A 15,065-nucleotide genomic window follows, 5' to 3' on the forward strand; every position below is an offset into this window, starting at 1 on the left:
GCAGGAGAAGGTCAGGGCGTAGGCGCCGGAGATCCCCGAGCCGCCGAGCAGGACTGGGGCGGTGCCCGAGCGCAGGGCCTCGGCGAGGCGCTCCGCGGTCTCGCGGTGCCCCGGGGTCATGCAGAGCATGGCCGCCGCCGTCGCGGGCTGGGCCGCGTACCGGTACGGCACCGCCCTCGCGGTCGGCCTCGCGCTGGCCGTCGCCCCCGGGCACCTGCTCGCCGCGGCCTTCACGGCCGGGGCCCGGGCCCGGCTCGACGGGAGCCGCGCCCTGGAGGACTTCGCCGACCGGGCCCGGCCGCTGCTGTTCGCGGCCGTCGCCGGCTTCACCGCGGCCGCCACCGCCGCGGCCGCGCTCGCCGGCGCACCGCTCCCGGTGGCCGTGCCGATCGCCCTGCTGCTCTTCCTGACCAGGCTGCTGCTGCGGCACGGAACCCGCCGCGGTCCCGTCGCCGCCGCACTGGCCCTCGCCCTGATCCCGGTCCCGGCGGCGGCCACCGCCGCCGCGGCCGCCCTCCTCGTCCACGCCGTCCTCGCCCTGTCCCGCGCATCCGCGCACGCACGGCCATGACGTCCCCCGGGGCCACCGCAGCTCGGAGCCGACGCCGAGGCGCTCTGCCTGTACCCCGCCCCATTCGTCCATCCGTCCGCAAGGAGAAACAGACATGACCGGCCAGCCAACCAACCAAGGGGTCACGCGATGAGGGTGCTGCTGATCGGAGCCAACGGATACCTCGGCCGCTACGTCGCCGACCGGCTGCTCGCCGACCCGGCCGTCCAGCTCACCGCGCTCGGCCGCGGCGACGACGCCGACGTCCGCTTCGACCTCGCCACCGGCAGCCCCGGAGCGCTCACCCGCTTCCTCGACGCCGTCCACCCGGGCGTCGTCATCAACTGCGCCGGAGCCACCCGGGGCGGGGCCCGCGAGCTCACCCGGCACAACACCGTCGCCGTCGCGACGATCTGCGAGTCCCTGCGCCGCAGCGGGTGCGGGGCCCGGCTCGTACAGCTCGGCTGCGCCGCCGAGTACGGGCCCAGCCAGCCCGGATCCTCCACGGCCGAGGACGCCGTCCCGAGACCCGGCGGACCGTACGGCGTCAGCAAACTGGCCGCCACCGAGCTGGTGCTCGGCTCCGGGCTGGACGCCGTCGTGCTGCGGATCTTCTCGCCCGTCGGCCCGGGCACCCCCGCCGGGTCCCCGCTCGGCCGCCTCGCCGAGGCCATGCGCCGCGCGATGCAGTCCGGCGACGGTGAGCTCAAGCTCAGCGGGCTCGGCGTGCAGCGCGACTTCGTCGACGTACGGGACGTGGCGCGGGCCGTCCACGCCGCATCCCTGTCCGCCGCCCAGGGCGTGGTGAACATCGGCACCGGCCGCGCCGTCCGGCTGCGCGACGCGGCCGCCGTCCTGGCGCGGGTCGCCGGGTACGGAGGAGCCCTCCACGAGCTGGACGTGCCGCACGGCGGACCCCAGCAGGCCCACGGGCACGCCGCCCGCGCGGCCGGGCTCGCCTCCATCGGGTCCCCCCGCTCCGAGGCCACCGCCGAGCAGATGGCCGCCGCGGCCCCCCAGCCGTACCCCTACCCCGACGGCTGCGGGGCCTGGCAGCAGGCGGACGTGCGTACCGCCCGGGACCGGCTCGGCTGGCGGCCCCGGATCAACCTGGAGGAGTCCCTCGCGGACATCTGGATGGAGGCGGCGTGCCGCATCTGACCACTCCGCCGGGGGCCCTGACGGCAGCCGCGACCGGGGCGGGCCGCCTCGGACTGGGCATCCCCGGCTACGCGCACCCGCTGCTCGCCCCCGTGGAGTGGGCCGAGCTGACCCGCCCCGGCACGCCGCTGCACTGGGCCGTGCTGAACGTGACGGAGGGCCCGGGCGGGCGGCCCGATCCGCACTGCACCGAGGCGGCCGCGAAGCTGCACGCCGCGGGCGGCACGGTCCTCGGCCATCTCGCGATGCGGGACGGATCGCGCTCCTTCGGGGAGCTCGTCTCCGACGCCCACCGCTTCCGGGACTGGTACGGCGTCGGCGGCTTCTACCTCGCCGACGCCCCGGCCGACCGGGCGGACCTGGAGTCGGTGCGCCGGGTCGTCGACACCCTGCGCGGCCTGGGCGAGGACCTGAGGATCGTCCTCGGGCACGGCACGCACCCGTACGAGGGCTACGTGGAGGCCGCCGACCAGCTGGTCACCTTCTCCGGGGCCTGGGCCGACTACCGCTGGTCGCAGGTGGCGGAGTGGACGGCCGAGTACCCGCCGGAGCGGTTCTGCCACCTGGTCCACGGAGTGCCGCGCACGCACCTGGAGGAGGCGATGAGGGTCGCCCGCTGGCAGGGCGCCGGCACGATCTGGTTCACCGACCGCCGTGCGGTCGGGGACCGTGACCCGTGGGCCTCGATGCCCGGGTACTGGGACGAAATCGTCTCACGCATCGGGACAGGTGTCTTGGAATGAAGACGGGCGTGGCAGTGTTACGGAGAGAACCACCGTTAAGTCGTCACCATCTACGGAGTCCCCGTGTCGCTGCCACCCCTGGTCGAGCCGGCTGCTGAGCTCACCGTTGACGAGGTCCGTCGGTACTCCCGTCACCTGATCATCCCCGACGTCGGGATGGACGGCCAGAAGCGCCTGAAGAACGCCAAGGTGCTGGCCGTGGGCGCGGGCGGCCTCGGCTCGCCCGCCCTCATGTACCTGGCCGCGGCCGGCGTGGGCACGCTGGGCATCGTGGAGTTCGACGAGGTCGACGAGTCGAACCTGCAGCGCCAGATCATCCACAGCCAGTCGGACATCGGCCGCTCCAAGGCCGAGTCCGCCCGCGACAGCGTGCTGGGCATCAATCCGTACGTGAACGTGGTCCTTCACGAAGAGCGGCTCGAGGCCGAGAACGTGATGGAGATCTTCAGCCAGTACGACCTCATCGTCGACGGCACGGACAACTTCGCCACGCGCTACCTCGTCAACGACGCCTGCGTGCTGCTGAACAAGCCGTACGTGTGGGGTTCGATCTACCGCTTCGACGGCCAGGCCTCGGTCTTCTGGTCCGAGCACGGCCCGTGCTACCGCTGCCTCTACCCGGAGCCCCCGCCGCCGGGCATGGTCCCGAGCTGCGCCGAGGGCGGCGTACTGGGCGTGCTCTGCGCGTCCATCGGCTCCATCCAGGTCACCGAGGCCATCAAGGTCCTCACGGGCGTCGGCGAGCCGCTGGTCGGCCGCCTGATGATCTACGACGCCCTGGAGATGCAGTACCGCCAGGTCAAGGTCCGCAAGGACCCCGACTGCGCGGTCTGCGGCCCGAACGCGACCGTCAAGGAGCTCATCGACTACGAGGCCTTCTGCGGCGTCGTGTCGGAGGAGGCCCAGGAGGCGGCCGCCGGCTCCACGATCACTCCCAAGCAGCTCAAGGAGTGGATCGACAGCGACGAGCCCATCGAGATCATCGACGTCCGCGAGATCAACGAGTACGAGATCGTCTCGATCCCGGGCGCGAAGCTGATCCCCAAGGGCGAGTTCCTGATGGGCACCGCCCTCCAGGACCTCCCGCAGGACAAGCGCATCGTCCTGCACTGCAAGACGGGTGTCCGCAGTGCGGAAGTCCTCGCGGTCCTGAAGTCCGCGGGCTTCGCCGACGCGGTGCACGTCGGCGGCGGCGTCATCGGCTGGGTCCACCAGATCGAACCCGAGAAGCCGGTCTACTGATCCATCCGCGAAGGGGCCGTACCCGCAGGATGGCCGCGGGTACGGCCCCTTCGTGCTGCCCCTGTGCTCGTTCCGGGCCGGGCACCGGCACCGGGCCCGGTCGGGCGCCGAGGGGTTACACCGGGGCCGAGGGCTGTGCGGGGGACTGCGTGGCGTCCGGGGGCGGGGTGCAGACCGTGTTCGCCGGCGGCACCTTTCCGTCCAGCAGGTAGGAGTTCACGGCGCTCTGCACGCACGGGTCGCCGCTGTTGTACGCCCCGTGCCCCTCGCCCTTGTAGGTGAGCTCGACGCCGACGCCGGGGCCGAGCCGCTCGACCATCTTGCGGGCGCCCTCGTACGGGGTGGCCGGGTCGCCCGTGTTGCCGATCACCAGGATCGGGTCGGCTCCCGGGGCGGAGACGTCCGGGGTCGACGCGGTCCCGGGTACCGGCCAGCCGGTGCAGCCCATCATGGCCCAGCCGAGGAAGTCCCCGAAGACCGGGGAGGCGGCGCGGAATTCGGGCAGCTTCGCCTTCGTCTGCTCCAGGGTGTAGCGGTCCTTGGAGTCCACGCAGTTGATCGCGGTGTTGGCGGCGCCGATGTTGCTGTAGTTGCCGTTCTGGTCACGGCCGTTGAGGGCGTCGGACAGGGCCATCAGCAGCTGTCCCTGGCCCCCCTCCGCCTCGTCCAGCCCCTGCTCCAGCAGCGGCCAGAGCTCCTGGGAGTAGAGGGCCTGGGCGATGCCGTTGGTCGCCGAGGACTCGGTCAGCATCCGGTCGCCGATCCCCGGGACGGGCTTGGCGGCCAGCTGCTTCTGGAGCTTGATGATGTTGTCCTCGATCTCCTTGACGGTGCTGCCCTGCAGGCGGCACTCGTCGCCCCGGTCCACGCAGTCCTGCGCGAAGTTGTCGAGGGCCAGCTGGAAGCCCTTGGCCTGGCCGAGCGCGCCCTCCTCGGAGGTCGCGGTCGGGTCGACGACGGCGTCGAAGACGGCCCGGCCGACCTTGTCCGGGAAGAGGTGGGCGTAGACCCCGCCGAGCTCGGTCCCGTAGGAGATCCCGAAGTAGTTGAGCTTCTCGTCGCCGAGGGCCTGGCGGATCCGGTCGAGGTCGCGGGCGGCGTTCTCGGTGCCGACGTAGGGGAGCACCTTGCCCGACTTCGCCTTGCAGGCCTGCTGGTACGTGCGGGTGTTGTCGAGGTACTCCTTCACCGCCGCGGGCGTGTCGGGGGAGGAGTTCGAGGCGTAGTACGCGTCGAGCTGCTTGTTGTCCAGGCACAGGACGGGGGAGCTGGCGCCCACCCCGCGCGGGTCGAAGCTCACGAGGTCGTAGCGCTCGCGCAGGGCCTCGTACTCCTTGGCCGCGCCGGGCAGTGTGGTGATCCCGGACCCGCCGGGGCCGCCGAAGTTGAACACGAGCGAGCCGAGGCGCTCCTTCTGGTTCCTCGCCTTCGCCCGGATCAGGGCGAGAGGAATCGTTTCTCCTTCGGGGTCCGCGTAGTCGAGCGGCACGTGGAGCGTGGCGCACTGCCAGTCCTTCGGCGGAGCCTGCCCGCCCCCCTCGGCGGTCGTCGGAGCCTCGCAGTCCCCCCACTTCAGGGGTGGCGCCCCCTCGGTGCCGCCGGCCTTGGGCGTCTTCTCCTCCCCGCTGTCGGAACAGCCACTGGTACTGGCCGCCCCGGCCACGAGAGCGACGGCGACGGCGACCCGCAGGAGGTATTTGGGCATGTCACCATCCTGCGCGCCCCCGTCCGACCCCGCCCGCGCGCTGACCCGTTCGGGTTGGCCGGGGGCGGCCCGTGTTTGCCGCTACCCCGCCGCCGCCAGGGCCTGCCGGGCGGCGGCGCGGCCCGTCGCCACGCAGGCCGCCACGCCCACGCCTTCATAGGCGGCGCCGCACAGCGCGAGGCCCGGGAGCTTCGCGGCCGCCTCGCGGATGTCGCGCACGCGGTCGTGGTGGCCGACGGCGTACTGCGGCAGGCCCCGGTCCCAGCGGGTCACGCGTGCGGCGACCGGCTCGCCCAGCGGCCCCATCGCCCGGCGGAGCTCTGTGATCGCGCTGCGGATCAGGTGCCGGTCCGGGCGGGCCGGCAGGTCGTCCTCACCGAACCGGCCGACCGAGGCGCGCAGGACGAAGGCGTCCGGGGCCGCGGAGCGCAGCCACGCCCACTTGTTGGAGAGGAAGGACACCGCCTTCACGGTGTGGCCGTCCACGGGCGGGACCAGGAAGCCGTTGCCCTCGGGGAGGAAGGCAGCCCGGGCGCGGGAGAAGGCCATGGTGACGACCGCGGTCGAGGCGTACGGGATCGCCGTGAGGCCCGCCTCCGCCATCGGGGAGTGCGGGGCCAGCAGCTCGGCCGCCGCGAACGCGGGCAGTGCGAGGACCACCGCGTCCGCCTCCACGGTGAGCGTCCCGTCGCCCGTCACGGCGCGGACCCGCCAGCGGTCCCCCGGGAGCCGTTCGAGCGAACGCGCCGCGGTGCCCGTCAGGATGCGCGCCCCCGATGCCTCGGCGACGGCCTGCGGGAGGCGTCCGGTACCGCCGGCCACGCCCCGCACCGCCGCCGGAGCGGAAGTGGCCGCGCCCGCCGCCCGCATCCGGCGCAGCGCGGGCAGCAGGGGGCCGCCCCGCTCCGCCAGCGCCGCGATCCGCGGCATGGCCGCGCGCAGCGAGAGCCGGTCGGCGCGGCCGGCGTAGACCCCGCCCAGCAGGGGTTCGACCAGGCGGTCCACGGCCTCCTGGCCGAACCGCCCGGCCAGGTACGCGGCGACCGAGCAGTCCCGCGTGAGCGGGGCGGCGGGGAGGTGTTCCTCGGCCGCCACGCGGGCGAGGGCCTGCGGCGGGAGCAGCCCGGTGCCGGCCAGGGCCGCCGGGTCGGTCGGCACGCCCATGACGTGGCCGGCCGGCAGCGGCCGCAGGGCGCCGCCGGTCCAGATGGTGACGGGCGCCTTCGCCGGGTCGCAGAGGGCGTCGCCGAGGCCGACGGCCGCGGCCAGTTCCACGGCCTCCGGCCGCAGCGCCATCAGGGACTCCGCGCCCTCGTCCACGGTGATCCCGCCGACGGTGCCGGTACGGAGCTTGCCGCCGACCCTGGTGCGGCCCTCCAGCACGGTCACCTCGGCCGTACCGCGCAGCTCCCACGCGGCGGCCAGACCGCTGATGCCGCCACCGATGACGATCACTGAACGCATGGTCTTCTCCCGCCGTCGAAATGTCCCTCGGTGCAACGTATGGCTCCCACCCGTGTCAGCACCTCGTGCTTTCGGTCAGAGCCCGCAGCTCCTCCTGGTACGGGAAGCTGCCCGGCTCGTACGCGCAGGAGGGGTCCGCCTCCAGCACGTCGCGGGTGAAGCCGTACGCCCGCGAGCGGGAGCCGCCGCACACGGCCTTGAACTCGCAGGCCCCGCACCGCCCGCGCAGCAGGGCCGGGTCCCGCAGGCGCGTGAACAGCTCCGTGGCGCGGCCGGGAGCGGGCTCTGCTGAACGGCCTGGCGGCGGTGGTCCCGGCGTGCGGGATGCTGCTGGTGGCGGGCCGCCTGGCCGGCGCGGAGCCGCAGGCGCTGTGGCGGCCGGCGGTGGCCTGCCTGCTCTACTTCGCGGGCGCCGTGCCGTACGTGAAGACGATGATCCGGGAGCGGAACTCCCGGGCCTACCGGGCCGGCTCGGTGGCCTACCACGCGGCGGCCCTGGCGGCGGCCGCCTGCCTCTCGCCCTGGCTGGCGCTCCCTTCGCGGCCTACCTGGCCCGCGCGGCGGCCCTCCCCGGGCGGGGCCTGCGCGTGCCGATCGTCGGCGCCGTCGAGCTGGCCGCCTCCCTGGCCCTGCTCACGACCCTGCTGCTGGTCACCCCCGGCCCCGCCGGCGTCTGAGGCGCGGGCGGAGCCCCCGTACCCTGCAGACCGGTCCGGAGGCTAGATCGCTTCCTTGCGGGTCAGGAAGTTGAACGAGATCCACCCCGGCAGCACCGGCAGCCAGAAGGTCATCAGGCGGAACAGCAGCACCGCCGAGATCGCGACCTCCTTCTCCAGCCCCGCCGCGACCAGTCCCAGCGTCAGGGTGGCCTCCACCGCGCCCATGCCGCCCGGCGTCGGCGCGGCCGAGCCGAGCGCGTTGCCCGCGAGGAACACGACCGCGATGCTCGCGTAGCTGATGGTCTCGCCGCCCCCGAACGCCCGGATCGACGCGTCCAGGCACATCACGAAGCAGCCCGTCAGCAGCAGCATCCCGCCGATGCCGGTCACCAGTTTCTTCGGGCGCTGGAGCACGTCCAGCATGCGCGGCACCACGCCCGCGAACAGCGCCCGCACCCGCGTGACCACGAACTTCCGCATGAACGGGACCGCCGTCACCACCAGCACCAGGACCGCCACCGTCAGCAGACCCGCGATGACCGCCCGGGACGGGGTCATCTCCGGGGTCTTCTCGGTCCCGGTCAGATAACCGAAGGAGAGCAGCAGCAGGATGTGGCTGGCCAGACCGAACAGCTGAGAGGCGCCGACGCTCGCCACGGCGAGCCCCGGCCGGATCCCCGCCCGCTGCAGGAAGCGCGTGTTCAGCGCGACACCGCCGACCGCCGCCGGGGCCACCAGCTTCACGAACGACCCGGCCACCTGCGCGACCACGGTCCGCGCGAACGACACCCGCTCGGGGACGAAGCCCAGCAGGCTCATGGCGGCCGCAAGGTAGCTGAGCGCCGAGAAGGCCAGCGCCGCACCCACCCAGCCCCACTCCGCGTCCGCGACGGTCTCGGCGAGGGGGACGTGCGCCAGCTGCGTCAGCAGGAAGTACGCACCGAACGCGCCCGCGATGAACGACACCAGGGTCCGCGGCCGGATCCGCTCCAGCCGGGCCGGCTCCACCGGCGCCTGCGGGCGGATCAGCAGCACCTGCCGGCGGATCTGGCTCAGCAGGTCCTCTTCGCGTGCCTCGTCCAGCGCGTCGTCGAGGGCCCTCTTCTCCGCCTTGCGTTCGGCGGCGGCCGAGGTCGGGGCGGCCGCGGATCCCGCCTCGCGCGCGGCCTTCGCCGCCCGCGAGGACTCCAGTACGGCCTCCCGCTCGCGCTCCGCCCGCTCCCGGGCCAGCTTGCGCAGCGTCGCCCGCGTGGAGCGGCTCAGCGCGATCGGCTGGAGCAGCGGCAGGCAGTCCGCCACGATGTCCGGGCCGAGCACCGACACCGCCGAGGCCACCGAGCGCTCCGCGCCGACCCGCAGGCCGAGGGTGGCCAGCAGCTGCGCGATGTCCATCCGCAGGACCAGGTCGCCGGCCGCGATCTCGCCGCCCCGCAGGTCGGTGAGGATGACGTTGCCGGAACGATCCACCACGAGCGCGTCCCCGGTCAGCCTGCGGTGCGCGATCCGCCGCGACTGCAGGGCCCGCACCTGCTCCCAGGCGTTGCGGGTCAGCTCGTCGGTGATCTCCTCGTCGGGCAGGGAGTCCAGGGTCCGGCCGCCCAGGTGCTCGTACACGAGCATCACCGCGTCCGGGCCCAGCTCGGAGGTGGCGATCAGCTTCGGCGCGTTCGCCCCGGCCGCGATGGCCGCGTACGCGAGGAGCGCCTCCTGCTCCAGTGCCTGCCGCAGCGACTGCAGGCTGCGGCGGGTGGTGATGCCGCGCAGGGTGAGCCGGCGCCAGACCCGGTAGAAGAAGCCCTGGGCCTGCTGCTCCCGGTCGACGACGGTCACGTCGAGCGCAGGACCGTCCTCCAGGGTGACGTGGTAGCGCCGGCCGCGGTCACCGGTCTCGGACGCCTCCGGGCCCTCGGGCCCTTCGGCGCGCATCGCACTGACCGGCTGGAAGCCGACGCGGCGCAGCCCGGCGAGGAGGTTCTGCCCGGTGGGGCGCACGTTGGGGGAGCCGACGGCGTAGAGGGTGCCGTAGGCCACGCTCCAGCCGATCAGCACGGTGAGGATGATCGAGAAGGGGGTGGTGTAGCCGTTGACCAGCATGGTGAGCGCGTTGAGCAGCAGGACCACCCACAGCGCGACGCGCCAGTGGGGTCTGCGGGTCATGCCCACCGCGGTCATGTACGCGATCACGGGCGCGAGGTAGCCGTGCACGGGATCGGTCAGGGCCCCGCCGCCCGCCGGACGGGTCAGGGCGTCCTGGATGGTGCCGGGGGCGGCCTGGGAGACCCACAGGTCGGTGGCCAGGGTGACGCCGTGCGCGAGGACGGCGGCGAGCACGCCGTCGGCGATGCGCAGCCCGTCGCGTTTGATCAGCCGCTCGATGGCGAAGGCGACGGGGAGCAGCAGCACCGCGATGCTGGAGACGAGCGCCGCGACCTTGATCAACAGGTCCGGCGCCTGGCCGGTGCCCTTGCTGATGTCCTCCTCGAGGCCGACGGTGGTGCCGTGGGCGAAGGCGGCGATGCCGAGCAGGACGGCGATGCCGAGGATGCCGACGAGGAGGCGTACGAGGTCGGAGGGCCGGTGCACGCGGGCGGCGAGCAGCGGTTCGTCGACCTCCACCCGGTCGGCGTCGGTCGGGGCGTGGCCGTGCGGGGCCTCCGCGTCCTCGTGGTCGCCGGCGGCGCCGCCGGTGTCGGGGCCGCCCTTGCCGGGGCCGGCGTTGTCGTCGGCGCTGTTGTCGTGGGCGCCGCTGTCGTCGGCGCCGGGGGTGCGGCCGGCCGGCAGGCCCGGCGCGAGGTCCTCGGGGCGGTTCTGCGGACGGGAGGCGGGGCCGTCGTCAGGGCGCGCGCCATCGTCCCCCGCCGCGCCTTCCGGAGGGCTCACACCCTGCTCCTTCGTCGTCACATCCGTCTCTTCTTGATCACGTATCACCAGTCACCGCCCGGAAGATGGTGGCACGGACCGAGGGGCCGTCGGGGCATCAGGGTGCGCGCCGGTCCGGAACCACAACTTCCACCGACGGGTGGCCGGCGTACTGCACCATGTGCTGAATGAGTGAGGAGCTGCCCGCGTACGCGGAGCGCGTACTGGAGGCCGTCGAGCGTATTCCGCCCGGCCGGGTGATGACATACGGGGACGTCGCCGAATGGCTCGACGAGGGAGGACCGCGCCAGGTCGGGCGTGTCATGGCACTGTACGGGGGAGCCGTGCCCTGGTGGCGCGTGGTGCGCTCGGACGGCCTGCCGCTGCCCGGCCACGAGGCGCGCGCCCTGGAGCACTACCGGACGGAGGCCACGCCGCTGCGCCTGACGACCGGCGGCCATCCGCGCCTGGACATGCGCCGGGCACGCTGGGACGGATCCCCCGTACAGGACGGCGGCGAGGACCCTGGAGAGGTCCCCGGACGGGACGGCTGACGCGACGAGGCTCACACCTGACAGCTTCGGCCATGCGGCGCCGGGGCGGGCGATCGGGCGACCGTGCGAACGCCCGTCCGGGGTACCCGGGGGGACTGCGCGGCACGCGCCGGTTGCCGTAGCGTTGCCTCTTCGGCCTCCGCGCGAGCCGTCACGGCAGCACCGCCACACCCCGCAGACCCACCAGGACCGGCACCTCACGTGATCACCTCTTCCTCGGACCGCACCGAACGGCGGCGTACGCGGACCCCCGACGCGTACCGCCTCGTGCGCACCGGGCCGGAACGGGTGGATCCCCCTGTGCTGGACGCAGCGCAGCGGGCTGTGGTTGAGCACCCGGGCGGACCTCTGCTGGTCCTTGCCGGACCGGGCACCGGGAAGACGACCACGCTGGTCGAGGCCGTCGCCGCCCGGGTGGAAGCGGGCACGGACCCCGCCCGGATTCTGATCCTCACCTTCAGCCGGAAGGCGGCCGTCGAACTGCGCGACCGGGCCGCCCTGCGGCTCGGCGGTGCGCGCGCCCCGCAGGCCACCACCTTCCACTCCTTCTGCTACGGCCTGGTCCGCGCCCACCAGGACACCGACCTCTTCGCCGACCCGCTGCGCCTGCTGTCCGGCCCCGAGCAGGACGTGATGGTCCGCACCCTCCTGGAGGGCCAGCGCCGGATCCGCTCGATCCGCTGGCCGGACGACCTGCGGGCCGCGCTGACCACGCGCGGTTTCGCCGACGAGGTCCGGGCGGTCCTCGCCCGCGCCCGCGAGCTGGGCCTGGGCCCGACGGCCCTGGCCGACTTCGCCGACCGCATCGGCCGCCCCGACTGGAAGGCCGCGGCCGCCTTCCTCTCCGAGTACCTCGACGTCCTGGACATACAGGGCACCCTGGACTATGCGGAACTCCTGCACCGCGCCGTCCTCCTCGCCGAGCGGACGCCGTCGCTGGCCTCGGCCTACGACGCGATCTTCGTGGACGAGTACCAGGACACGGACGCCTCGCAGCTGCGGCTGCTGCGCGCGCTGGCCGGGCGCGGCGGCACGCTGGTCGCCTTCGGCGACCCGGACCAGTCGATCTACGCCTTCCGCGGCGCCGACATCAACAACGTGCTGGACTTCGAGTCCTCCTTCCCCGGTGCGCAGGTCAGGGCCCTGACGGTGGGCCGCCGCTCCGGCGCGGCCCTCCTGGAGGCGACCCGCCTCCTGACCACCCGCATGCCGCTGCCCCGCCTCCCCGCGGCCGCGGTCCGCGCCCACCGCGCCCTGCGGGCCACGAGGGAGGGAGGCCGGGTCGAGGTCTTCACGTACCCGACGGCCGGCGCCGAGCTGGACAACATCGCCGACGTCCTGCGCCGGGCCCACCTGGAGGACGGCGTGCCCTGGCAGGACATGGCCGTCCTGGTCCGCGCCGGCGGCCGCACCCTCCCGGCGATGCGCCGCGCCCTGATCGCGGCGGGAGTCCCGGTCGAGACGGACGGCACGGACACTCCCCTGCGCCACGAACCGGCGGTGGCCCCCCTCCTGACGGCCCTCCGCCTCACGGCCACCTGGCCGAGCACCCCGGGCGGGCCCGACGCGGACGCCACTTCGGCGGAGCCGGCCCCGGCTGCGGCCGCGGGCGAGTCCCGCCCGGAGGCGGACCGCGCCCCAGAGGCCGCGCCCGCGGGCCCCGTGTCCGCGGGCCCCGTGTCCGCCGGCGCCGATCCGCTGCCCGCTGCCGCGGGCGACCCCGGCGCGCGGCCCGCCCCGGCGGAGCCGACCCCGGCGGAGGCCACCGCCAACGCGCTCGGCGCCGAGGCGCAGGCCGCAGATCCCGTCGTGCCCGACGGGGGCGGTGCGGCCGCCGACGGCGTGCCCGGCGCGGCGGAGGCCACCGCCAATGCGCTCGGTGCCCAGGCGCAGACGGCAGACCTCGACGTGCCCGACGAGCGCGGTGCGGCCGCCACCGGGCCCGGCCCGGCGGCCGCCGACGGCGTGCCCGGCGCGAGGCAGGACGCCCTTGCCGCGGCGCAGTCCGCCGACCCCGGCACCGGGGCCGGTCCGGAGGGGGATCCCGCCGGCGGGTCACCGGCCACGGGCGTCGCGGGCTCGTCCGCCGAGGCGGGCCCGGAGGGCAGGCCCGGCTCGGAGCCGCAGTCTGCGGACACGACCCCCGCAAACCCCGGCGAAGGCGACGCGGGCCCGGACAGGCGGCCCGAGGACACCGCAGACCGTGCAACGGGACCCGCAGAGTCCGCCGACCCCACCGGAGGCGTGGAGGAGGCGCTCACGCTGCTCGCCTCGCCGCTCGGCGGGATGGACGCCGCCGATCTGCGGCGGCTCGGCCGCGCCCTGCGCGACGAGGAGCGCGCCGCAGGGGTCAAGGTGCCCGCGCCCTCCGACGTCCTGCTCGCCCGCGCCCTCGCCGAGCCCGAGCGCCTCACCGCGCACGACCCCGCCTACGCCCGCGGCGCGCAGCGCCTCGGCCTGCTCCTGCGCAAGGCCCGCGAGCTCCTCCAGGGCGGCGGCACCGCCGAAGAGGCCCTGTGGATCCTCTGGGACGGCACCCCCTGGCCCGACCGGCTGGAACGCCGGGCCCGCCGCGGCGGCGCGGCCGGCCGCAACGCCGACCGCGACCTCGACGCCGTCTGCGCCCTCTTCGACACCGCCGCCCGCGCCGAGGAGCGCACCGGCGGCAGCGGCGCGCTCAACTTCCTCGAACAACTGGAGGCGGAGGACATCGCCGCCGACACGTTGACGGCCCGCACCACACGCCCCGACGCGGTCCGGCTGATGACCGCCCACCGCTCCAAGGGCCTGGAGTGGTCCCTCGTCGTCGTCGCGGGAGTCCAGGAGGGCCTGTGGCCCGACCTCCGCCGCCGCGGCTCCCTCCTGGAGGCCGACCGCATCGGCCGCGACGGCCTCGCCGAACCCCTCACCCCCGGCGCCCTCCTCGCCGAGGAGCGACGCCTCTTCTACGTCGCCGCCACCCGCGCCCGCGACCGCCTCGTCGTCACCGCCGTCAAGGCCCCCGCCGAGGACGGCGACCAGCCCTCCCGCCTCCTCACCGAGCTCGGCGTCACCCCCAAGGACGTCACCGGCCGGCCCCGCCGCCCCCTCGCCGTCCCGGCGCTCGTCGCCGAGCTGCGCGCCACCACCGTCGACCCGGACGCCTCGCCCGCCCTGCGTGACGCCGCCGCCCGCCGCCTCGCCCGCCTCGCCGCGCTCACCGACGACGAGGACCGCCCCCTGGTCCCCGCCGCGCACCCGCAGCGCTGGTGGGGCCTGTACGAGCCCACCCGCAGCACCGTCCCGCTCCGCGACCGGGACCGGCCCGTCGCCCTCTCCGGCAGCGCCCTGGACCAGCTCGCCAACACCTGCTCCCTCCAGTGGTTCCTGGGCCGCGAGGTCAAGGCCGACGCACCGTCCACCGCCGCCCAGGGCTTCGGCAACGTCGTCCACGTCCTCGCCGACGAGGTCGCCTCCGGCCGCACCCCCGCCGACCTGGCCGTCCTCATGGAACGCCTCGACACGGTCTGGGACGCCCTCGCCTTCGACGCGCCCTGGAAGTCGGCCCAGGAGAAGGAGAACGCCCGCGCCGCCCTCGAACGCTTCCTGCGCTGGCACACCACCGACCGCGGGGGCCGGGCGGCCGTGGCCACGGAGCACGAGTTCGACGTCACCCTCGAAGCCGGCGACGTCGCCGTCCGCGTCCGCGGCTCCATGGACCGCGTCGAGGCGGACCCGCAGGGGCGCGCGTACGTCGTCGACTTCAAGACCGGCAAGTCCGCGCCCACCAAGGACGAGGTCGCCCGCCACCCCCAGCTCGCCGTCTACCAGCTCGCCGTCCGCGAGGGCGCCGTCGACGAGGTCTTCGACGGGGTGCGCCCCGCACCCGGCGGCGCCGAACTCGTCCAGCTCCGCCAGGGCGCCGCGCAGCGCGACGGCGGCGAAACGGTCCCCAAGGTCCAGGCCCAGCAGCCGCTCGACGGGGAGTGGGTCGGCGATCTGCTCGCCACCGCCGCCGGCCGGGTCCTGGACGAGCGGTTCGCGCCCGCCGCCGGCCGACACTGCGACCACTGCTCCTTCCGCAGTTCGTGCAGCGCCCGCCCGGAAGGCCGCCAGACCGTCGAGTGAGCCAGGTCGCACGAGCTCGGC

Annotated in this window: 9 protein-coding genes; 6 read left to right on the plus strand and 3 right to left on the minus strand. The window is 74.8% G+C overall.

Translation table 11 applies throughout. The annotated features are described in order from the left end of the window. Positions 1-118: 118 nt before the first annotated feature. The 4 genes from E6U81_RS28155 to moeZ all read left to right on the plus strand — a co-directional run bounded on the left by E6U81_RS28155 (position 119) and on the right by moeZ (position 3,696). The gene (locus tag E6U81_RS28155; protein ID WP_136232880.1) at positions 119-571 is read left to right on the plus strand and encodes a hypothetical protein; all 453 of its coding nucleotides are present in this window, start codon (positions 119-121) and stop codon (positions 569-571) included. Positions 572-700: 129 nt separating this feature from the next. After that, on the plus strand, positions 701-1,711 hold the full coding sequence (locus E6U81_RS28160) for an NAD-dependent epimerase/dehydratase family protein (protein WP_136232881.1): 1,011 nt from the start codon (positions 701-703) through the stop codon (positions 1,709-1,711). Further along, positions 1,699-2,454, plus strand: a complete 756-nt coding sequence (locus E6U81_RS28165) for a spherulation-specific family 4 protein (RefSeq protein ID WP_136232882.1) — start codon at positions 1,699-1,701, stop codon at positions 2,452-2,454. The genes E6U81_RS28160 and E6U81_RS28165 overlap by 13 nt, the downstream gene beginning before the upstream one ends. Positions 2,455-2,517: 63 nt before the next feature. Beyond that, complete coding sequence (gene moeZ, locus E6U81_RS28170; RefSeq protein ID WP_136232883.1) at positions 2,518-3,696, plus strand: adenylyltransferase/sulfurtransferase MoeZ; 1,179 nt, start codon at positions 2,518-2,520, stop codon at positions 3,694-3,696. A 115-nt stretch (positions 3,697-3,811) separates the two neighbouring features. Here the strand turns inward: moeZ and E6U81_RS28175 are convergent, their stop codons facing one another. From E6U81_RS28175 to E6U81_RS28190, 3 genes are all read right to left on the minus strand, one after another. Then, positions 3,812-5,401: an alpha/beta hydrolase gene (locus E6U81_RS28175; RefSeq protein ID WP_136232884.1), complete on the minus strand. Its 1,590-nt coding sequence runs from the start codon at positions 5,399-5,401 to the stop codon at positions 3,812-3,814. Between the two features lie 81 nt (positions 5,402-5,482). Further along, positions 5,483-6,865 carry a protoporphyrinogen oxidase gene (hemG, locus tag E6U81_RS28180; RefSeq protein ID WP_136232885.1) on the minus strand — a complete coding sequence of 461 codons (1,383 nt, stop codon included), beginning with the start codon at positions 6,863-6,865 and terminating at the stop codon, positions 5,483-5,485. Positions 6,866-7,584: 719 nt separating this feature from the next. Continuing rightward, positions 7,585-10,452 (minus strand): lysylphosphatidylglycerol synthetase family protein, encoded by a 2,868-nt coding sequence (locus E6U81_RS28190; protein ID WP_240804055.1) that lies wholly within the window; start codon positions 10,450-10,452, stop codon positions 7,585-7,587. 119 nt (positions 10,453-10,571) lie between these two features. Between E6U81_RS28190 and E6U81_RS28195 the strand changes: the two genes are divergently transcribed. Next, complete coding sequence (locus E6U81_RS28195) at positions 10,572-10,937, plus strand: MGMT family protein (protein WP_136232886.1); 366 nt, start codon at positions 10,572-10,574, stop codon at positions 10,935-10,937. 201 nt (positions 10,938-11,138) lie between these two features. Further along, the gene (locus tag E6U81_RS28200; RefSeq protein ID WP_136232887.1) at positions 11,139-15,044 is read left to right on the plus strand and encodes a UvrD-helicase domain-containing protein; all 3,906 of its coding nucleotides are present in this window, start codon (positions 11,139-11,141) and stop codon (positions 15,042-15,044) included. Positions 15,045-15,065: the final 21 nt, after the last annotated feature.

Origin of the sequence: Streptomyces sp. A0592, assembly GCF_004795115.1 — a bacterium.
GTDB lineage: Bacteria > Actinomycetota > Actinomycetes > Streptomycetales > Streptomycetaceae > Streptomyces > Streptomyces erythrochromogenes.